The organism is Pararhodobacter sp. SW119 (genome assembly GCF_017811755.1).
In the GTDB taxonomy this organism is placed as follows: domain Bacteria; phylum Pseudomonadota; class Alphaproteobacteria; order Rhodobacterales; family Rhodobacteraceae; genus Pararhodobacter.
Map to the genome: position 1 here is coordinate 1 of NZ_JADDJF010000027.1, position 19,346 is coordinate 19,346.

Consider the following 19,346-nt stretch of genomic DNA (forward strand, 5'->3'; position numbering starts at 1 on the left):
CGCTCTACATGCCGGCTCTCGTTGCCATGCGCTTCAATCCCGACCTCAAGGCGAAATACACCGCGCTGCGCGCCGCCGGACAACCTGCAAAGCTCGCCATCGTCGCGATCATGCGCAAGCTCCTCGAGACCGCCAACGCGCTGGTCAAAGCCGACCGCCTATGGGTCGAAAAACCCTCTTGCGAATGACGGATACTCCCGCCCCTCGTCAGGCTGTGCGCGTTGCGCACAACCTTCCTCGCGTGGGGCCGGGCGCCGCGCGCTTCGCGCGCGGCGAAAAGAGGCTCCGCCGCCAAGGGCGGGCGCTACTCAACGCCTCGGACTTTTCCTGTCCGAAAATATCCCGGGGGGTGAATTGGCGCAGCCAAAAGGGGGGCAGCGTCCCCCTGCTTCCGTCCCGGCAGCAGCCCGAAACCGACCGGCTCAAACCCTGCCAGATCCCTGCCGCACCGTTCGGAACTGCCATACGTTTGCCATACGCTTGCCAGCCCCTTGCCATACGCTTTCTGGCAGGTGAAAACCCCACGTCAGCAAAGCCTTGCGCCGAAACTTGCCAACTGCGCGCCGGTCCCTTCCACACGTCGTGAACCGCCACCGTCCCTATCGTGACGCTGCGTCAGCCAGGCCGCGCGCCTCAGACCGAAGCGTCCAGCGCGGCGACGATCGCGTCGCCCATCTCGGTGGTCGAGACCGGCGTGCCCCCCTCCGGCCCCATCAGGTCGGCGGTGCGCACCCCATCGGCCAGCACCTTCTCCACCGCCTTCTCGACCCTTTCAGCCTCCTCGCCCAGATCGAAGCTGTAACGCAGCGCCATGGCGAAACTCAGGATGCAGGCGATCGGGTTGGCCTTGCCCTGCCCGGCGATATCGGGCGCGGACCCATGCACCGGCTCGTAAAGCGCCTTCGGCCGCCCGTTCGCCATCGGCGCCCCCAGGCTGGCCGAGGGCAGCATCCCGAGGCTGCCGGTCAGCATCGCCGCCAGGTCCGACAAGAGGTCTCCGAATAGGTTGTCGGTCACGATCACGTCGAACTGCTTGGGCCAGCGGGTCAGCTGCATGGCGCCGGCGTCGGCATACATGTGCGACAGCTCCACATCCGGGTACTCCTCGTCGCGCAGTTTCTGCACCACCTCGCGCCACAAAACGCCCGATTCCATCACGTTGGCCTTCTCCATCGAGCAGACCTTGTTGCCTCGCTTCCGGGCGAGTTCGAACGCCGAGCGCGACACGCGCGCGATCTCGGATTCCGTATAGCGCTGGGTATTGATGCCGACCCGCTCGTTGCCCTCGGTGAAGATCCCCCGCGGCTCGCCGAAATAGACGCCCGAGGTCAGCTCGCGCACAATCATGATGTCGAGGCCCGCGACGACCTCCTTCTTCAGGCTCGAGAAATCCGCCAGCGCGTCGAAGCACTGCGCCGGCCGCAGGTTGGCGAACAGATCCATCTCCTTGCGCAGCCGCAGCAGGCCGCGTTCGGGCTTCACGCTGAAGTCCAGATCGTCGTATTTCGGCCCGCCGACGGCGCCCAGAAGCACCGCGTCCACCTCCTGCGCTTTCGCCATCGTGGCGTCGGTCAGCGGCGTGCCATGCGCGTCATAGGCCGCGCCGCCCACCAGTTCCTCGCTGACCTCGAAGCTGAGCCCGCGCTTCGCACCAAGCCAGTCGATGATCTTGCGGACCTCGGCCATCACTTCGGGGCCGATGCCGTCGCCCGGCAGGATGAGGATCGATGGCGTTGCCACGGCGGTCTCCTTTTTTCATGGTCGCTGCGGGCGTAGCGAAAGGGGCGGGGCCGGTCAAGCAGCGGCGAGCCGCGCGCACCCCGCTGCCAGCGCCTGGCGGACGCGGGCGATCCGGGGCGCATGCCGCAAGGCCTCGGGCACCGCGAGCCAGAGGGGAAGCGGCGGCAGTTCGACGAAGCGCGCGATGCGCTCGACCGCCGGGTCGGATTCGGCAATCCCGACCTGCATGCCGCCGACGCCGCAGCCCGCCCGCACCAGCGCCCAATGCACCAGCTGATCCTCGCAGCGCAGGGGAAAGAAGTCCCGTGTCACCTCGATCCCGTTGCGCGCCATCGCCCGCAGCATCAGCTCGGACCGGTCGTAGCCGACGAAGTCGAGCTTGAGCAGATCGTCCAGTGTTTCGGGCCGGCCGCTGCGGTCCAGGTAGCGACAGGCGGCGTAAAGGCCCAGTGGCAGGTCCGCCAGCTTCTGCACCGTCAGATCGCCGCTGTCGGGCCGGAACATCCTGAGCGCGATGTCCGCCTCGCGGAAAAGCAGGTTCTCCGGCTGGTCCGATGCGACAAGCTCGATCTGGATGCCCGGCTCCTCGCGGCGCAAGCGGGCCAGGATCGGCGGCAGATGGTAATGCGCGATGATCCGCGACGCGGTCACCCGCACCGTCCCCTCCAGCCGAGCGCTGGCGCCGGCGGCGGCAAGCGCGATGCGGGCGGCGGCGGCCTCCATCGCCTCGGCCTCGGCCAGAAGCGCGGCGCCAGCGGGGGTCAGCGCCTGCCCGGTGGGGCTGCGCGACAGAAGCGGCTGGCGTAGGTGATCCTGCAGCGCCCGCACGTGCCGGCCCAGCGTTGGCTGGCTGACGCCGCTGGCCCGCGCCGCCGCCGACAGCGATCCGGCCCGCGCAACGTGCAGGAAACTTTGCAGAAGTGCCCAGTCGATCGCGCGCGCGTCCATTCGTTCATGAATAGCGGTCCTGCAATTTCAGGCAATACCCATTCGCCTTCGTGCGGGGCATCCTGCGGCATTGACCAAGGAGGGAAGAAATGGACAGAACGGTAATGATCCTCGGCGCCTCGGGCGGTTTCGGCAGCGCGGCGGCGGCGGCCTTCACGGCTGCCGGCTGGCAGGTCGCGCGCTATCGCCGGGGCAGCGACATGAAAGCGGCGGCAACCGGCGCGCGGTTGATCGTCAACGCCATGAACCCGCCGAACTACCACGATTGGGCGCGGCAGGTGCCGGCGATCACCGCGGCCGTCATGGCGGCGGCCCGGGCCAGCGGGGCGCGGGTGATGATCCCGGGCAACGTCTATGTCTTCGGAGCGCAGCCCGGCCCGTGGTCCGAGGGCACTCCGCACCGCCCCGTCAGCCGCAAAGGCCAAATCCGCGCCGAGATGGAGGCCCGCTGGCGCGATTCGGGCCTGCCGGTGACCCTTCTGCGCGCGGGGGATTTCGTGAACCCTGCGCGCCGGGGGCTGATCCTCGACCGGGTCGTGCTGAAGAACCTGGCGCAGGGACGGATCACCGCCCTGGGCGATCCCGATGCCGTGCGCGCCCATGCCTATCTGCCCGATCTGGCGCGCGCGGCGGTGACGCTGGCCGGGAACCCCGATCTGCCGACCTTCGCCGACGTGCCGTTTCCGGGCCACGCCTTCAGCGTGAACGAACTGGCCGCCGAGATTGCGCGACAGACCGGGCGTCAGCCGACGGTCCGGCGCTTCCCGTGGTGGACGCTGAAGCTGGCCTCCCCGGTCTGGGAACTGGCGCGGGAGTTGCGCGAGATGCGCTATCTCTTCGATCTGCCGCACCGACTGGACGGCGGCCAGCTTGCCAGATACGCCCCCGGTCTGCGCCAGACCCCTTTCGCCGAGATCGTCGCGGGCCATCTGCCAGCCCCTATGCAGCGCGCCGCCTGAGGCGTCTTGCGCCCGCCTGCCGGGGATCTAGTTTTGGCGCATGGACTGGTTTGCCCCGGTGAACAATTACTGCGAGCGCGGCGGCCCGGAATACTGGGCCGAACCGATCAACGCGATCACCAACGCGGCCTTTCTGATCGCCGCGCTCGTCATGGCAAGCCGGCTGCGCGGCCAGTCGCTGCCGCTCGGCTGGGCGATGACGGTGGTGCTGGCGGCGATCGGGTTCGGCAGCTTCCTGTTCCACACCCATGCCAATCGACTGACCGGGCTGATGGACGTGCTGCCGATCCTCGCCTTCATCCTGCTCTACATCTTCGCAGCGACGCGCGACTTTCTGGGCGCGCGGGCCTGGGTGGCGGGGCTTGCCGTGCTCGGCTTCTTTCCCTTCGCGGCGCTGCTGGTGCCGATCTTTGCGCGCATTCCCGGTCTCTCGGTTTCGGCCGGGTACGCCCCGATCCCGGTGCTTATCCTGCTTTACGCCTGGATGCTCCGGTCCCGCGCGCCGGATACGTCCCGCGGGATGGCTCGCGGCGCCGAAATCCTGATCGTCTCAATCATCTTCCGCTCGATCGATCAGGCGCTGTGCGAGGTCTTTCCGCTGGGCACACACTTCCTCTGGCACATCCTGAATGCCGTCATGCTGGGCTGGATGATCGAGGTCTATCGCCGCCACCAGATGCACGAACGTGGAAACGCGCCCCGAATCGTGTTAAGCAACGCTTCCGAAACCGACCCAAGGGGGAGACCATGAGCAAGCACGTTCTGGATCGTCCGCGCAGCGCCTCCACCTCGCGGCTGAAGAAGTTTGTGGAGATCGAGCGCGGCGACAAGCCAAGCACATCGTCGCAGGCGCTTCAGACCCGCGTCCGCAGCCCGAAGGCGCCCAAGCTGGCGATCTACACGCAAATCGAACGCGGCGCGCGCCACTGAGCGCGCCGCGACCTTTCCATTCAGCTGCGCACAAGCTTCTCGTAGGCGGCCGCGACGTTGCGGGTCATGTCGCCCACCTGGAAATGCCACTCGCCGATCTGCCCGACCGGCGTGACCTCGGCCGCCGTTCCTGTCAGCCAGCACTGCTGGAACCCTGACAGTTCCTCAGGCAGGATGTGGCGCTCGTGGACCGGGATGTCCATGTCCTTCAGCATGCCGATCACCGTCTGCCGCGTGATCCCGTTCAGGATCGCATCGGCCAGCGGCGTATGCACCTCGCCATCCTTGACGAAGAAGACATTGGCGCCGGTGGCTTCGGCCACATAGCCGCGCCAGTCCATGAACAGCGCGTCCGAGCAGCCCTTTTCCTCGGCGGCATGCTTGGACATGGTGCAGATCATGTAGAGGCCGGCGGCCTTGGCCGCGGTCGGGATCGTCTCGGGCGAGGGGCGCTTCCACTTGGCGATGTCCAGCTTCGCGCCCTGCATCTTCGCATCGCCGTAATACGCCCCCCATTCCCACGCGGCGACCGCCAGCCGCACCGGGTTCTTGCGCGAGGCGACGCCCATGTCCTCGCCCGCGCCGCGCCAGGCGACGGCGCGCACATAGGCCTCGGTCAGGTTGTTGGCCTTCAGCACGTCGGTCTTCGCCGTCTCGATCTGGTCGACCGACCACGGGATCGGCATATCCAGCAGCCGACCGGATTCCAGCAGACGCTCGGAATGCGCGCGGCTCTTGAATATCTTGCCGCTGTAGCAGCGCTCGCCCTCGAACACCGACGAGGCGTAGTGCAGCGCATGGGTCAGGATGTGCACGTTCGCATCGCGCCAGGGCACCAGCGCGCCATCCATCCAGATGAACCCGTCGCGATTGTCGTATCCGGCCATGGCCGCCTCCATTTTCGAATGTTGCGCGCGTTAGGTCCGAAGCGGACACAATCTTGCGCCAAGTCGGGGAACGGCTAACAATTGATTCTTGGAAAGTCAACAAGACTGACATAAAATGCCCCGGCGGATCGCAAGAATTCCGCGACCAACATGCGCAGACGAGGCAGAGCGGATGGCCGAGAGCGGCACGAGCGGCGAGAACCTGCTCTTTCTGACGGACGAGCAGCTCCGCAAGGGGATCGAGGCGATGTTCTTCGCCTATCGTGGGTTCACCGCCGACCCCGACCGCATCCTGGCCGAAATGTCCTATGGCCGGGCGCATCACCGGGCGCTGCATTTCATCAATCGCTCGAACGGTACGACCGTCAACAACCTCCTGGCGGTGCTCGGCGTGACCAAGCAATCGCTTAACCGTGTCCTGCGCACCCTGATCGCGGATGGCCTGGTCGAAAGCCGCATCGGCCAGCGCGACCGGCGCGAGCGGCATCTGTTCCTGACCGAAAACGGCGCGGCGCTGGAGCGCCAGTTGTCCGAGGCCCAGCGTGCCCGGATGCGCGCCGCCTATCGGTCCGCCGGGCCGGACGCGGTCGCGGGCTTTCGCCGGGTGCTGGAAGCGATGATGGATGACGCCAGCCGCGCGCAGTATCTGGCGCTGAAGGAGTCGAAGTCATGACCGACGCATCCCCTGCCGCGCCGGAAGCGCATCTGCTGATCGTCGACGACGACGAGCGGATTCGCGCCCTCTTGAAGAAATACCTGGTTCGGCAGGGGTTTCTGGTCACCGCCGCGCAGGACGCGGCGCAGGCCCGCCGGTTGCTGTCCGGCCTTGCCTTCGACCTGGTGGTCCTCGATGTCATGATGCCCGGCGAAGACGGGGTCAGCCTGACGCGCTGGCTTCGCGAAAGGGTCGCGACCCCGGTGATCCTGCTCACCGCGCGCGGCGAGACGGGCGACCGGATCGTCGGGCTCGAGGCCGGTGCCGACGACTATCTGCCCAAGCCATTCGAGCCGCGCGAACTGGTCCTGCGGATCAACGCGATCCTGCGACGTGTGCCCCCGCCGCAGATCACGCAGGCGCCCGCCCTGCTGACCCTGGGGCCGATGCGATACGATCCCGAAACCGGTGAACTGCGCGAAGGGGCGAACCCGATTCGCCTCACCCAGACCGAGGCCGCCCTGATGCGCATCTTCGCCGCCCGCCCCGGCGAGGTGATCAGCCGCGAGGCGCTGGTCGACCAGCTGGGCCGCGACCGGGGGGGAAATGGCGACCTCGCCCAGGAACGCGCCGTCGACGTGCAGATCACCCGCCTGCGCCGCAAGATCGAACCCGACCCCAAGCGCCCGCGCTACCTGCAGACCGTCCGCGGCGAAGGCTACATGCTGACCGCCAGCTGACCCCGGACAGGCGCGGCTTTCATTCGCGGCCCCCCCGCGCTATCTGACGCGCGCATTGCAGGAAAGTATCCATGACCGACCAGACAAATCTCGCCGACCTGTCCGCGGCCCTCCTCGACGCGGCGCGGCAGGCCGGGGCCGAGGCCGCCGATGTCATCGTCGTGACCGGCACCTCGATCTCGGTCGATGTCCGCGACGGCGCGCTGGAGCAGGCCGATCGCGCCGAGGAACTGGACCTCGGTCTGCGCGTCCTCATCGGCCGCCGGCAGGCCTGCGTCTCCGCCTCGGACGCCCGGCCCGGAACCTTCGCGCGGATGGCGGAACGCGCCGTCGCCATGGCCCGCGAAGCGCCCGAGGATCCCTGGGCGGGACTCGCCGCGCCGGACCAGTTGTCGGCGCGGCGCGATGCCGACGGTCTGGACCTTTTCGATCCCGCCGCCGAACCCGCGCCAGATCAGCTTCTGGACGAAGCGCGGCGCGCGGAGGCGGCGGCGCTGGCGGTGAAGGGGATCAGCCGCATCGATCAGGCCTCAGCCGGCTACGGCCAGCGCGCGGTCTGGCTGGCGGCGACGAACGGTTTTGCCGGCGGCTATCGGCGCAGCGGGCGCTCGATCTCCTGCGTGGCGATCACCGGCGACGGCACCGGCATGGAACGCGACTGGTCAAGCGAGTCGCGCATCTTCGCCGCCGACCTTCCGACGCCCGAGGCCATCGGCCGCGAGGCGGGCGAGCGTACCATCGCCCGCGCCGCCCCGCGCAAGCCGCCCTCGGGCGCCTTTCCGGTCGTCTTCGACGAACGCGTCGCCGGGTCGCTGATCGCGCATCTCGGCGCGGCGATCAACGGAACCGCGATCGCCCGCGGTGCAAGCTGGTTGCGCGACGCGATGGGCGAGGCCGTGCTGCCCTTCGGCTTCGACCTGGTCGAGGACCCGCTGCGCCCGCGCATCGCCGGCACCCGCCCCTTCGATGCCGAAGGCCTGACCACCGCGCGGCGCACCCTTGTCCGCGACGGCGTGCTTCAGGGGTGGGTTCTCGACCTTGGCACCGCCCGCAAGCTGGGGCTCACCAGCACCGGGAACGCGACGCGCGGTCCCTCTTCGCCGCCTTCGCCCAGCCTGTCGAACGTGGAACTGACGCAGGGCAGCCGCAGCCGCGACGATCTTCTGCGCGACATGGGCCGCGGGCTCCTGGTCACGTCGCTCATCGGGGCGACGATCAATCCGACCACCGGCGACTATTCGCGCGGCGCCTCCGGCTTCTGGGTCGAGGGGGGCGAGATCCGCTTCCCGGTCAACGAATGCACGATCGCCGGCAACCTGCGCGAAATGCTCACGCGCCTGACACCGGCCAACGACGCGCGGCGGCATCTGTCGGTGGTGGTGCCCTCGCTTCTGGTCGAGGGTCTGACGATTGCCGGCGCCTGACCCCGCGGCGATCGACCTGGCCGCCGACCTCGCGCTCCTGACCGATGCCGCCACCGCCGCCGGAGAGATCGCGGCCCGGCATTTCGGTACCGGCGTCGCGACCTGGGACAAGGGCGGCGGGCAGGGCCCCGTCACCGCGGCGGATCTGGAGGTCAACGCCTGGCTGCACGCGTATCTGCGCGCCGCGCGACCCGGCTACGGCTGGCTGTCCGAGGAAGGCGACGCGCTGGCCGATCCGGCGCGGCTGTCGGCGCCGGCCACTTTCGTCATCGATCCCATCGACGGCACCCGCGCCTTCATCGAGGGTCAGAAAAGCTTCGCGCATGCGCTGGCGGTGGTCGTGGCCGGGCGCCCGGTGGTGGCGGTGGTGCACCTGCCGCTGCTGGGCCTGACCTACCGCGCCAGCCTCGGGCAGGGCGCCTGGCTCGATGATCGGCGCCTCCAGGCCTCGCCGCGCAGCGCGCTGCGCGGCGCCCGCGTCCTCGCCGCGCGGCCGATGCTGGAGCCGCATCGCTGGCCCGGCGGCCTGCCACCGGTCGAACGACACTTCCGCCCCTCGCTCGCCTGGCGGCTGGCCCTGGTGGGCGAGGGGCGGTTCGACGCGATGATCACCCTGCGCGACACCTGGGACTGGGATATCGCGGCCTCGGCGCTGATCGCCGCCGAAGCCGGCGCGCAGGTCACCGACCGCGCCGGCGCGCCGCTTGTCTTCAACACCCTCTCGGCGCGCAGTCCCGGCGTCCTGGCGGGCTCGGCGCCGCTGCATGCGGCCTTGTTGACCGCGCTCGGCCACGGAAAAGGCCTGCCCCCTGTTCCCCCCGCGCGCGACGCACGCTAGGTTGCGCGCGACCCGACCTTTCAGGAGTGCCGCATGACCCAGCGCCTGCATCTCGTCTTCGGCGGCGAACTGACCGCCGCCTCGTCGACCGAATTCGTCGATCCCAACGCCATCCATGTCGTCGGCCTCTTTCCCGACTACGCCAGCGCCCACCGCGCCTGGAAGGCCGAGGCGCAGCGCACCGTCGATCACGCCACGACGCGCTACTTCATCGCGCATCTGCATCGCCTGATCGAGGAAAGCGACGAAAACAGCGCCACCCGCCCGGTCGAAACCTGAGGATGGCGCAGGCCCGCGGAGCGACCCGGCCGGCCCGGGCGCCTGTCCGGCCGCTTCCGGCGACGGAGGGCTGAGATGCCGTCCGCCGCGCCGACCCCTCGCGCGCTTGTCTGGATGCACGCCACGGATACCGGGTCGGCCACGGCGCTTCGGCAACTTGCCCGGCAGATCGCGGAAACGCGCAACGGCCCGCAGACCCTGATCACCGGCCCCGGCGCAAGCGTCGATCCCGGCACAAGCCCCGCCGAGGTGATCGCCTTCCTCGACCGGTACGCGCCCGCCCTGCTGGTTCTCTCCGGCGCGGTCCTGCCTCCGGCACTGATCGACGCCGCGCGCCGCCGCGGCATGCCCATGCTGCTGGTGCAGGCCCGTCGACCGCTGCTCACCGGCTTCCGGCGGCTCTGGCCGGGGCACCTGCGCGGGCTTCTGGGCGCGATGGCGGAAATCCACGCCATCGACCAAGCCAGCGCCACCGCGCTGCGCGCCCTCGCGCCCGCGCGTGTGAAGGTCGAGGCGACCGGCCCGCTGGCCCACATCCCCCCCGCCCCGCGCTGCAATCCGTTCGAGCTGGAGGCGATGCGCAAGGCGCTGGCCAACCGACCCGTCTGGTTCGCCGGCGCCCTGCCGGCCGAGGAAGTGGAACCCGCGCTGCTGGCGCATGTCCAGGCGCTGCGTCGCGCCCACCGGCTGCTGCTGATCGCCTCCCCGGCGCATGCCGAGCAGGGCGAGGCGATGGCCGAACGCGCGCGCGACGTCGGCTTTTCCTGCGCGCGCCGGGCGCTCGATCAGGACATCACCGAGACGACGCAGGTCTACATTGCCGATGCCGAGGACGAGCCCGGCCTCTTCCTGCGCCTGGCCTCGATCACCTATCTCGGCGGGTCGCTGACGCGCCACGCCGACACGCCCTCGCCTCTGCTGCCGACCTCGCTCGGCTCGGCGCTGGTTTTCGGTCCGCATGCCGCCGCCGGCGACCGCCCGTTTCTCGAGCGGCTGAACGACGCCCGCGCCGCCCGTCGCATCGCCACGCCCTCCGATCTGGGAGATGCGATCTCGGCGTTGCTGGCCCCGGAAATTGGCGCCGAAGCCGCGGTCAGGGCCTGGGGCATCGCGACCGAGGGAAGCGAGGCGACGCACATGCTGGCCGCGCGCATTTGCGAGCGCGTGCGCGCCGCGATGGAACCCCCGGCATGAGGGCGCCTGCCTTCTGGTTCAACCCGCCCGACCGGCCCGGCTGGCAGGCACGGGTGCTGGCGCCGCTGGGCTGGATCTATGCCCGCGCGACCGCGGCGCGCGTCGCCCGGCCGGGGTGGCGCGCCAACGTGCCGGTGATCTGCCTCGGCAACCTCAGCGTCGGCGGCACCGGCAAGACGCCGGCGACCATCCTGCTGGCGCAGCTTCTGACCGAACGCGGCCGGGCCGTGCATGTCGTCTCGCGCGGGCATGGGGGGCGGCTGGCCGGTCCGGTCCGCGTCGATCCCCGCCGCCATGACGCGCGCGATGTCGGGGACGAGCCGCTGCTGATCGCGGCATTCGTGCCCTGCTGGGTCGCCCGCGACCGGGCCGAGGGCGTGCGCCAGGCGCAGGCGGCGGGCGCCGAGGTGGTGCTGATGGACGACGGGTTCCAGAACCCGGATGTGGGAAAGACCCGCTCGGTCATCGTCGTCGACGCCGAGGTCGGCTTCGGCAACGGCCGCTGCCTGCCGGCCGGCCCGCTGCGCGAGCCCGTGGCCGCCGGTCTGGCGCGCGCCGATCTGGTGCTGGCGATCGGGCCCGATCCGGCCCAGGCGCGGTTTCGCCGCCAATGGGCCGATGCCCTGGGCCGGCTTCCGGTCTTCACCGGCCGGCTTGCGCTGCTGGAGACGGGCATGAAATGGCAGTGTCTGCGCGCGCTGGCCTTCGCCGGGATCGGCCGGCCGCAGAAATTCTTCGACACGCTTGCGGCGCAGGGGGTCGAGATCGTGCGCGCGCAACCCCTCGACGATCACCAGCCCCTCGGCGCGGCCCTGCTGACCCGGCTGGAACACGAGGCGAAAACGCTCGGCGCGCAACTGGTGACCACCGAGAAGGACGCCGTGCGCCTGCCGAAATCCATGCGCCACAAGGTCCTGACCTTGCCCGTGCGGCTGCAACTCGATGACCCGGCCGCCTTTCTCGACGCGGTCGGTTCCTGATACGCGGCACGCGTGACCGGACCCGCAGTCCACGAACGGCAGACCGCGCAAGGCGCTCCCTTCAGCGGCTCTCCGTGGGAAAATGGCGCAGATCCGGGCGCTTGATCCACCATATGCGGTAGGCATTTCCGTCCCAACCACAAAACGGCCCAAAAAAAGCGCGAAAAGTCCCGGGCGCAAAATCGTCGATTTTTTCCACTTTTCCACGATTTTGCGTTCGAGTTTTTCATCCCCAACCAGAAACATGCAAAAACGCGACGAAATCTTCGGCCGAGGAGCCCGTTGCGCGCATGCGCGCACTTTTCCACCTTTTCCTAGACCGGCCAGTGTTCCGGCTGGCGGTCGTAGCCGATGTAAAGCGGGTGCTTGGGGTGCCCCGCCTTGCTGAGGCCGAGGTGAAAAAGCTCCCGTCCCGTGGCCCGCAAAAGCCGCTCCACCACCGGCCCGCGATCCAGATGCGCGCCATGCGTGCCCCAGGCGCAGACGATCCGGTCGGCCCAGCCCGCACTCGCCACGATCGCCGCGTCGTTGTCGGGCCCCACCGGGTCGGCCGCCGCCCGCATCACCCGCGGGTCCGTCGCCCGGAAGCCGAAGATGTTGCACACCCGGAACGCCCCGAACCCCAGCGCCCGCGCCCGCCGCTCGCACCGCTCGACCGTCGGGTCGTTCTGCACCTCGGTCGCGGTCGAGGGGTTGAGCATCACGAACAGCGCGCGCCCCTCCGCCGCGTTCCAGACCCGGGTCAGCGTGTAGCGATAGGCCATGCAGGGCGAATATTCCGCCGTGCTGGCCGCATCCCCCTTCATGTACGCGCGCGTGATCATCCGCCCCGATTAGACCGAACCGGACGCGGACAAAAGACCCGCAACGCGGCGAAATCCCGGTGCGCCCGGTGTTTCGGCTTGCCTGTGCGATCGGCTTCGGGCTTCATCGCGGCATCGGGCAGGAGGCAGGCATGGCCGAGGGGCAGAACACCCGGCGGATCTGGGGGTGGTGGTGGTTCGACTGGGCCAATCAGCCCTACAACACGTTGCTGCTGACCTTCATCTTCGCGCCCTACTTCGCCGCCTCGGTCGCGCCCGACCCGGTCACCGGGCAGGCGATGTGGGGCTGGATGAACTTCGCCGCCGGAGTCATCATCGCCATCTTCGCCCCGATCCTGGGCGCCATCGCCGACAACACCGGCCCGAAACGGCCCTGGATCCTCTTCTGGTCGTTTCTCTACATCGTCGGGGCGTCGGCGTTGTGGTGGGCGGTGCCGGGGGCAGATCCGGCGCTGGCGTTCTGGATCCTCGTCTGCTTCGCCATCGGCATGATCGGGCTGGAATACGGGATCATCTTCACCAACGCGATCCTGCCCACGCTCGCCCCGCGCGAGGAGATCGGCCGCATCTCGGGTTCGGGCTGGGCCTTCGGCTATCTCGGCGGGCTGGCCGCGCTGGTCATAATGCTGCTGTTCCTGGCCGAGAACGATCGCGGCGTCACGCTGATCGGGATCGAACCGATCCTTGGCCTCGACCCCGACGCGCGCGAGGGCACACGCGCCGTCGGGCCCTTCACGGCCCTCTGGTATCTGGTCTTCGTCATCCCCTTCTTCCTTTGGGTGAAGGAGCCGCCGCAGCTGGCACCAGTCGACCCCGGCGCCGTGCGTCAGGGCTTGCGCGACCTGGGCACGACCCTGAAGCGCCTGCCGAAACATCCCAGCCTTCTGGCCTATCTCGGCTCGTCCACCTTCTACCGTGACGGGCTGAACGGCATCTACGCGTTTGGCGGGATCTACGCCGCAGGGGTGCTGGGCTGGTCGATCGTCCAGATCGGTGTCTTCGGCATCCTGGCCGCGACGATCGGGGCGATCGGCTGCTGGTTCGGCGGCCGTGCGGATCGACGATGGGGACCGAAACCGGTGATCGTGACCTGCATCCTCGTCCTGATCCTCGTCTGTTGCGTGATCGTCTCGACCGACCGCACGATGGTGGTGTTCGCGCCGGTCGCGGCAGGGTCAGCCGCGCCCGATGTCGTCTTCTACCTGTGCGGCGGTCTGATCGGCGCGTCGGGCGGCGCGTTACAGGCGGCGTCGCGCACGATGATGGTCCGGCAAGCCAACCCCGAACGCATGACCGAGGCCTTCGGGCTGTTCGCGCTGTCGGGCAAGGCGCTCAGTTTCATGGCGCCGGGGCTGATCGCGCTGGCGACCACGCTGAGCGAGAGCCAGCGGCTGGGGGTTTCCCCGCTGATCGGGCTTTTCGCAATCGGGTTGATCCTGCTAGTGTGGGTAAAACCGGAAGGAGAGCATACATCGGCATGGGACGTGGAAAACTCACCCTCGCGGTCTTGATCGCGCTGTTGTCGGCGGGACCCGGCCAGGCGCAGAATCTGGCCAACCAGCTGTTCGGGGCGCATCCCTTGCCGTCCGTCGCGCCCTCGCAGGCTTTCGGGTCCTACGCGCGGGGCTGTGCCGACGGACTGGTGGCGCTGCCGGAAACCGGCCCCACCTGGCAGGCGATGCGGCTGTCGCGCAACCGCAACTGGGGCCACCCCGAGATGATCGCCTATCTGCAGGACCTCAGCCGCGAGGCGGTGCGGATCGGCTGGCGGGGGCTTTATATCGGCGATATCAGCCAACCGCGAGGGGGGCCGATGACCTCGGGACACGCCAGCCACCAGATGGGACTCGATGCGGATGTCTGGATGCTGCCACCGCCGCGGCTGAACCTGACCCGGGCGGAGCGGGAGTCGCTCAGCTCGATTTCGGTCCGCACCGACGATCAGCGCCGCATCAATTCGAACTGGACACCACAGCATCACGCGCTTCTGCGTGCCGCGGCCAGCGATCCGCGCGTCGACCGCATCTTCGTCGCCGCCGCCGTCAAGATCGAGATGTGCCGCACGGCGACCCGCGCCGACACGCCCTGGCTGCAGAAGATCCGTCCCGCGGTCGGGCATAACTTCCATTTCCATGTGCGGATGCGCTGCCCGCAAGGCTCGCGTTATTGCGAGACGCAGACCCCGACGGTGCGCGAGTTGTCCAACGGCGGCAACGGCTGCGACGAGACGCTGACCTGGTGGGTGACCGATTTCCTCAACCCGCCCCCGCGGACCGAACGAACCGAACCCGCGCCCCGCCGCCGGCATCCGCGCGAGTTCACGCTGGCCGATCTGCCGCAGCAATGCACGGACGTGGTGCGCCGGCCGTAGGGTTGGAGCAACCGGGGCGGGGTGGCGCCAGGACCGGCGCGACGGGGTGCACAAAATTGTGCGCCACTGCAAGCCAATGGTATAATTGAATTATCCGGACCCGTTAACCGAAACGAAACTTTTGGCGAACCGGCCTGCGCGCCCCCGTCGACCCCTTGCGGGTTTCACGCGCTCATCCTAGATCGTTGGGCGAGGCCACGTCCTCGGCCTGTTCGGGGAGCGAAGTCCGGGACGGCCCGGCGATCTGCAAACGGGGGTTGCCGTGGCGTGGTTCCTTCTTCTCATCGCGGGTCTGCTGGAAGTCGTCTGGGCCTTCCTGATGAAGCTTTCCTTCGGCTTCACGCGATTCTGGCCGAGTCTGGGGACCATCGGTTTCATGGTCGGCAGCTTCGCGCTCCTGTCGATCTCGATGCGCAGCCTGCCGCTGGGCACGGCCTACATGGTCTGGACGGGAATCGGCGCGATCGGGGCTTTCGTCGTCGGCGTCGTGCTTCTGGGCGAGGAGTTGTCCGCGATCCGCGCGCTGGCCGCGCTGCTGATCGTCAGCGGGATCGTGCTGATGAAGGTCTCGTCCAGCGCCTGACCTGATTTCTGTCGCCGGCCGCCGGTCAGCGCGGATCGATCCCGGTGATCGCAATGTCGCGCGCGATGCCCGCCGTCGCCTGCCACCAGGCCGAGGCGCGGGTCCGGGCCTTGTGGAATTCGAACGCCGCCTGGTCGATGAAGGTTTCCTCGACTCGCCAGACCAGCGAGTCCTGCGTCGGCGACACGTCGAAGGCAAGGCAGCCCGGTTCGGCGCGCGACAGGCGAACATGTTCCGGCAGGTGCTGCCTGAGCAGATCGGCATCCTGGGGGGAGGCGCAGCGCAAATGGCCCGACACTCGCACGGTGCCGGACCGGTCCGTGCCGCTGGATTGCTGGCTCATGGGGATCCTCGCTCGATGGTCCTGCCGCGAGTGTGGCACAGTCGCCCGGGCGCCGCACGAGATACTTGCATCGCCTTCTGCGCAGGCTTAGAGGGGCGTGTCCCCCGCGGTAGCACGCCGGGTGGCCAAGTCTCCGACCACCTTGTCAAAACGGAAACGACATGTCCCGATTCCACCTGCCCGGCATCCTTGCCATGGCCGCGATCGTCGTGGCCTCCAACATCCTTGTCCAGTTCCTGCTCGGCGATTTCCTGACCTGGGGCGCGCTGACCTATCCGCTGGCCTTTCTGGTCAACGACGTGATGAATCGCGTCTACGGTCCCGCTGCCGCGCGCCGGGTCGTCTGGGCGGGTTTCGCCACCGGCGTCGCCTGTTCGTTGATCGGCACGCAGATCGTGGGCGAGTTCGGCCCGCTGGTCACGCTGCGCATCGCCATCGCCTCGGGGCTTGCGTTCCTGACGGCGCAGATGCTGGATGTCGCCATCTTCGACCGGCTGCGCGACCAGCGCTGGTGGAAGGCGCCGCTGGCCTCGACATTGGTCGGATCGACAGTCGATACCGTGCTGTTCTTCTCCATCGCCTTCGCCGCCGCCTTCACCTTTCTGGAGCCGGGCAACGATGTCGGCTGGGCCAATGAGGCCGTCCCACTGCTGGGTTGGGGCGCGCCCGCGCCCGTCTGGATCAGCATGGCGATCGCCGACTGGATGGTCAAACTGGGCCTCGCGCTGCTCGCGTTGATGCCATTTCGCATAATCGTGCGAAAAATGACGCAACAGGTCGCATAAAACCTTTTGACAAACACAAAATCTGTGCCACCTTGTCCTTAGTTTCAACCAAGCGAAAGGAGGTGGTCCAGTGTCTAGAGTGATATTGGAGAGAGGTGTCGGGACAGTCGGAGGGGGCGGTTGCTGACGGCAGTCCGCGGCAACGGAACTTCTGGTTGGATCAGGTTCTAACCGATCCCATCTCCTGAAGCTCGTGAGGGCCGCCCCAGACCGGGGCGGCCCTTTCGATTCCGGCGGAGAATCAAGGATGCTGCGCATTTCCGATACGATCGTCCTGCAGGATTGGGAGCTTGTCGAAAGCTTCACGCGGTCCTCGGGGCCGGGCGGGCAGAACGTCAACAAGGTGGCGACGGCGGTCGAGTTGCGGTTCGAGGCCGAGCGAAGCCCGCATCTGCCCCCGGCGGTCAAGTCGCGCCTGCGCCGCCTTGCCGGGCGTCGCTGGACGCAGGAAGGCGCCATCGTGCTGCGGGTGGAGGAAACGCGCAGCCAGGTGCGCAACCGCGAGATCGCGCGCGAGCGGCTGAAGGAGCTTGTCACCGCGGCGCTGAACCCGCCGAAGCGCCGCATCCCGACGCGCCCGACGCTGGGCAGCAAGCGCCGTCGCCTGGCGGCGAAAACCCAGCGCGGCGAGATCAAGGCCCTGCGCGGCAGTGTCACGCCCGAGGACAGCTGAGGACGGGTAAAAAATAAACCCTTGGCGAGGCAGAACGGCAGAGATGAAACCCACCGCACTCGAATCGCTGCGCGCCCTGGTCGCGCCGGTTTTCCGACGGCCGGACTATATTCAGGCCGCCGCACTCTGCCTGCGCGACAGCAAGGCGGGGCGCGACGTGCTGATGATCACCAGCCGCGGGAGCGGTCGCTGGGTCTTGCCGAAGGGCTGGCCCATGAAGGGGCGCACACTGGCCGGCGCCGCCCTTCAGGAGGCCTGGGAGGAAGCCGGTGTCGTCGGCCGAGTCCACGAAATTCCCGTCGGCTACTACACCTACCAGAAACGCCACCGCACCGGGCTTCCGCTGTCCTGCCGGGTCGAGGTGTTCCGGATCGACGTCGCCGACCTGGCCCGTGACTGGCCCGAGAAGAAAAGCCGGAAGCGCCAGTGGTTTCGCCCCGACGCCGCCGCGGATCTGGTCGCCGAGGCGGATCTGGCGGCGTTGTTGCGCCGGCTTTGAGGGGGCTGGGGCTGCGGATGGATTGATCACCCGCCCGATATCCGCTAGGCGGCGGCGAACATGACACTTTCATGACGGCCAAGGAGCCGTAGTGCGATGACCCTGCGCGCCGACCCCGAAGCCCGGGGGATCAAGACCCTCGACAAGGACCTGCGGCGCATCAGCCTGATGGAGCAGGCGTTGGTCTTCACCTCCCGCCCGCTGGTCGGTTCGGGGGTGGCGCTGGCGTTCCTGGTTCTGGTCGGGCTGGTGGCGGCGATCTTCATGGGTGCCGCGCCGGGGACGCTGGTGGTGGTCGCGGCGGCGGTGATCGGCGGCTACATGGCGCTGAACATCGGCGCGAACGATGTCGCCAACAACATGGGCCCGGCGGTGGGGTCGAAGGCGGTGACGCTGGTCGGCGCGCTGGCCATCGCCGCGATCTGCGAGACCGCGGGCGCGCTGCTGGCGGGCGGGGACGTGGTGCGCACGGTCAGCCGCGGCATCATCGCGCCCGAGGCGGTGGCGGCGCCGCAGCACTTTATCTGGGCGATGATGGCGGCGCTGCTGGCCGGGGCGATGTGGATCAACCTGGCGACCTGGGTCGGCGCGCCGGTTTCGACCACGCATTCGATCGTCGGCGGGGTCATGGGCGCGGGAATCGCGGCGGTGGGATTCAGCGCCGTGAACTGGCCGACGATGGGCACGATCGCGGCGAGCTGGGTGATCTCGCCCGTGCTGGGGGGGGCCACGGCCGCGCTGTTTCTGGCGGTGATCAACCATCGGATCATCTATCGCGACGACAAGATCGCCGCGGCCCGGGTCTGGGTTCCGATCCTGATCGGGGTGATGGGCGGGGTCTTTGCCACCTACATGGCGCTGAAAGGCATTTCCCGGATCGTTTCCTTCAGCCTGGGCCAGTCGCTTCTGATCGGTCTGCTCGTCAGCGTGCCGCTGGCACTGCTGATGCGGCCGGTGATCCGGCGCCAGTCCGAGGGGCTGGAGAATCGCAACAAGTCCCTGAAGACGCTGTTCGCGATCCCGCTGGTCTTCTCGGCGGCGCTGTTGTCCTTCGCGCATGGGGCCAATGACGTGGCGAACGCCGTGGGGCCGCTGGCGGCGATCGTGCACGCGGTTCAGGAGGGGGGCGCGGCCGAGGCGGTGGCGATCCCGCTGTGGGTGATGATCATCGGGGCGCTGGGGTTGTCGTTCGGGCTGGTGCTGTTCGGCCCGAAGCTGATCAACATCGTCGGCTCCGAGATCACGCGGCTGAACGCGATGCGGGCGTATTGCGTGGCGCTGGCGGCGGCGGTGGTGGTGATTGTTGCGTCGTGGTTGGGGTTGCCGGTGAGTTCGACGCATATTGCGATCGGGGGGATCTTTGGGGTGGGGTTCTATCGCGAGTGGTATCATGAGCGGGTGCTGAAGGAGAGCCGCGATCTGTCGGCGCTGCCGGTCGAGGAGCGGACCCGGCGCAAGGTGGTCCGGCGGGCGCATTTGCTAACGATTCTAGCGGCTTGGGTGGTGACGGTGCCGGCGGCGGCGACGTTGTCGGCGGGGCTGTTCCTACTGCTGGTGGCGGTGACGGGCAGCGCCTGACCCCCTGACCGGCGCCGGTTTCCGGGGGTGCGTCGGGGGCGGGAACCCCGCCGGCGGGGTGCTGGCGGGCGTATGGCAAGCGGCTGGCAAGCGTATGGCAAGCGTATGGCAGTTCC

Annotated in this window: 22 protein-coding genes and 1 pseudogene; 18 read left to right on the top strand and 5 right to left on the bottom strand. The window is 68.6% G+C overall.

Annotated elements, in window-relative coordinates; all coding sequences use genetic code 11:
* A pseudogene (locus IM708_RS14130) lies at window positions 1-188 on the top strand (IS110 family transposase); the annotation flags it as partial.
* 445 nt (window positions 189-633) lie between these two features.
* Here the strand turns inward: IM708_RS14130 and leuB are convergent.
* Window positions 634-1,740, bottom strand: a complete 1,107-nt coding sequence (gene leuB / locus IM708_RS14135) for a 3-isopropylmalate dehydrogenase (protein WP_209427222.1) — start codon at window positions 1,738-1,740, stop codon at window positions 634-636.
* A 54-nt stretch (window positions 1,741-1,794) separates the two neighbouring features.
* Entirely contained in the window at window positions 1,795-2,688 is an 894-nt protein-coding gene (locus IM708_RS14140) for a LysR family transcriptional regulator (RefSeq protein WP_209427223.1), read from the bottom strand.
* Window positions 2,689-2,777: 89 nt separating this feature from the next.
* Between IM708_RS14140 and IM708_RS14145 the strand changes: the two genes are divergently transcribed.
* Genes IM708_RS14145 through IM708_RS14155 form a run of 3 tightly spaced genes read left to right on the top strand, consistent with a single transcriptional unit; the run spans window position 2,778 to window position 4,577 of the window.
* Window positions 2,778-3,647 carry an epimerase gene (locus IM708_RS14145; RefSeq protein WP_209427224.1) on the top strand — a complete coding sequence of 290 codons (870 nt, stop codon included), beginning with the start codon at window positions 2,778-2,780 and terminating at the stop codon, window positions 3,645-3,647.
* A gap of 40 nt (window positions 3,648-3,687) precedes the next feature.
* Window positions 3,688-4,398 carry a ceramidase domain-containing protein gene (locus tag IM708_RS14150; RefSeq protein WP_209427225.1) on the top strand — a complete coding sequence of 237 codons (711 nt, stop codon included), beginning with the start codon at window positions 3,688-3,690 and terminating at the stop codon, window positions 4,396-4,398.
* Window positions 4,395-4,577 carry a hypothetical protein gene (locus IM708_RS14155; RefSeq protein WP_209427226.1) on the top strand — a complete coding sequence of 61 codons (183 nt, stop codon included), beginning with the start codon at window positions 4,395-4,397 and terminating at the stop codon, window positions 4,575-4,577. Before IM708_RS14150 ends, IM708_RS14155 begins: the two co-directional genes overlap by 4 nt.
* A gap of 20 nt (window positions 4,578-4,597) precedes the next feature.
* Here the strand turns inward: IM708_RS14155 and IM708_RS14160 are convergent, their stop codons facing one another.
* Window positions 4,598-5,464, bottom strand: a complete 867-nt coding sequence (locus tag IM708_RS14160) for a branched-chain amino acid aminotransferase (protein WP_209427227.1) — start codon at window positions 5,462-5,464, stop codon at window positions 4,598-4,600.
* A 172-nt stretch (window positions 5,465-5,636) separates the two neighbouring features.
* Here IM708_RS14160 and IM708_RS14165 point away from each other — a divergent pair, with 172 nt between their 5' ends.
* The 7 genes from IM708_RS14165 (at window position 5,637) to lpxK (ending at window position 11,574) form a co-directional block, all read left to right on the top strand.
* Entirely contained in the window at window positions 5,637-6,137 is a 501-nt protein-coding gene (locus IM708_RS14165; protein WP_209427228.1) for a MarR family transcriptional regulator, read from the top strand.
* Window positions 6,134-6,859 (top strand): response regulator transcription factor, encoded by a 726-nt coding sequence (locus tag IM708_RS14170; RefSeq protein WP_209427229.1) that lies wholly within the window; start codon window positions 6,134-6,136, stop codon window positions 6,857-6,859. Before IM708_RS14165 ends, IM708_RS14170 begins: the two co-directional genes overlap by 4 nt.
* 71 nt (window positions 6,860-6,930) lie before the next feature.
* Complete coding sequence (locus tag IM708_RS14175) at window positions 6,931-8,283, top strand: TldD/PmbA family protein (protein WP_209427230.1); 1,353 nt, start codon at window positions 6,931-6,933, stop codon at window positions 8,281-8,283.
* Entirely contained in the window at window positions 8,270-9,121 is an 852-nt protein-coding gene (locus tag IM708_RS14180) for an inositol monophosphatase family protein (protein ID WP_245243201.1), read from the top strand. The genes IM708_RS14175 and IM708_RS14180 overlap by 14 nt, the downstream gene beginning before the upstream one ends.
* 33 nt (window positions 9,122-9,154) lie before the next feature.
* A complete protein-coding gene (locus IM708_RS14185) occupies window positions 9,155-9,400 on the top strand; it encodes a DUF4170 domain-containing protein (protein ID WP_209427231.1) in 246 nt (81 codons plus the stop codon).
* A gap of 75 nt (window positions 9,401-9,475) precedes the next feature.
* Window positions 9,476-10,594, top strand: a complete 1,119-nt coding sequence (locus IM708_RS14190; protein WP_209427232.1) for a glycosyltransferase N-terminal domain-containing protein — start codon at window positions 9,476-9,478, stop codon at window positions 10,592-10,594.
* The gene (gene lpxK / locus IM708_RS14195) at window positions 10,591-11,574 is read left to right on the top strand and encodes a tetraacyldisaccharide 4'-kinase (protein WP_209427233.1); all 984 of its coding nucleotides are present in this window, start codon (window positions 10,591-10,593) and stop codon (window positions 11,572-11,574) included. The genes IM708_RS14190 and lpxK overlap by 4 nt, the downstream gene beginning before the upstream one ends.
* A gap of 314 nt (window positions 11,575-11,888) precedes the next feature.
* Here the strand turns inward: lpxK and IM708_RS14200 are convergent, their stop codons facing one another.
* Window positions 11,889-12,398: a DUF1643 domain-containing protein gene (locus tag IM708_RS14200; RefSeq protein WP_209427234.1), complete on the bottom strand. Its 510-nt coding sequence runs from the start codon at window positions 12,396-12,398 to the stop codon at window positions 11,889-11,891.
* A gap of 131 nt (window positions 12,399-12,529) precedes the next feature.
* On the opposite strand from IM708_RS14200, the gene IM708_RS14205 reads away from it, so the two are divergent.
* From IM708_RS14205 to IM708_RS14215, 3 genes are all read left to right on the top strand, one after another.
* Entirely contained in the window at window positions 12,530-13,909 is a 1,380-nt protein-coding gene (locus tag IM708_RS14205) for an MFS transporter (protein WP_209427235.1), read from the top strand.
* The gene (gene mepA / locus IM708_RS14210; protein WP_209427236.1) at window positions 13,876-14,769 is read left to right on the top strand and encodes a penicillin-insensitive murein endopeptidase; all 894 of its coding nucleotides are present in this window, start codon (window positions 13,876-13,878) and stop codon (window positions 14,767-14,769) included. Before IM708_RS14205 ends, mepA begins: the two co-directional genes overlap by 34 nt.
* Before the next feature lie 262 nt (window positions 14,770-15,031).
* Complete coding sequence (locus tag IM708_RS14215) at window positions 15,032-15,352, top strand: multidrug efflux SMR transporter (RefSeq protein WP_209427237.1); 321 nt, start codon at window positions 15,032-15,034, stop codon at window positions 15,350-15,352.
* Window positions 15,353-15,377: 25 nt separating this feature from the next.
* Here IM708_RS14215 and IM708_RS14220 read toward each other — a convergent pair whose 3' ends face one another.
* On the bottom strand, window positions 15,378-15,695 hold the full coding sequence (locus IM708_RS14220) for a putative quinol monooxygenase (RefSeq protein ID WP_209427238.1): 318 nt from the start codon (window positions 15,693-15,695) through the stop codon (window positions 15,378-15,380).
* Window positions 15,696-15,856: 161 nt separating this feature from the next.
* Here IM708_RS14220 and IM708_RS14225 point away from each other — a divergent pair, with 161 nt between their 5' ends.
* From IM708_RS14225 to IM708_RS14240, 4 genes are all read left to right on the top strand, one after another.
* Complete coding sequence (locus IM708_RS14225) at window positions 15,857-16,480, top strand: queuosine precursor transporter (RefSeq protein WP_209427239.1); 624 nt, start codon at window positions 15,857-15,859, stop codon at window positions 16,478-16,480.
* A gap of 247 nt (window positions 16,481-16,727) precedes the next feature.
* Complete coding sequence (arfB, locus tag IM708_RS14230; protein WP_209427240.1) at window positions 16,728-17,153, top strand: alternative ribosome rescue aminoacyl-tRNA hydrolase ArfB; 426 nt, start codon at window positions 16,728-16,730, stop codon at window positions 17,151-17,153.
* 43 nt (window positions 17,154-17,196) lie between these two features.
* The gene (locus tag IM708_RS14235; protein WP_209427241.1) at window positions 17,197-17,652 is read left to right on the top strand and encodes an NUDIX hydrolase; all 456 of its coding nucleotides are present in this window, start codon (window positions 17,197-17,199) and stop codon (window positions 17,650-17,652) included.
* Window positions 17,653-17,748: 96 nt separating this feature from the next.
* On the top strand, window positions 17,749-19,230 hold the full coding sequence (locus IM708_RS14240) for an inorganic phosphate transporter (RefSeq protein WP_209427242.1): 1,482 nt from the start codon (window positions 17,749-17,751) through the stop codon (window positions 19,228-19,230).
* The last annotated feature ends 116 nt before the right edge of the window (window positions 19,231-19,346 follow it).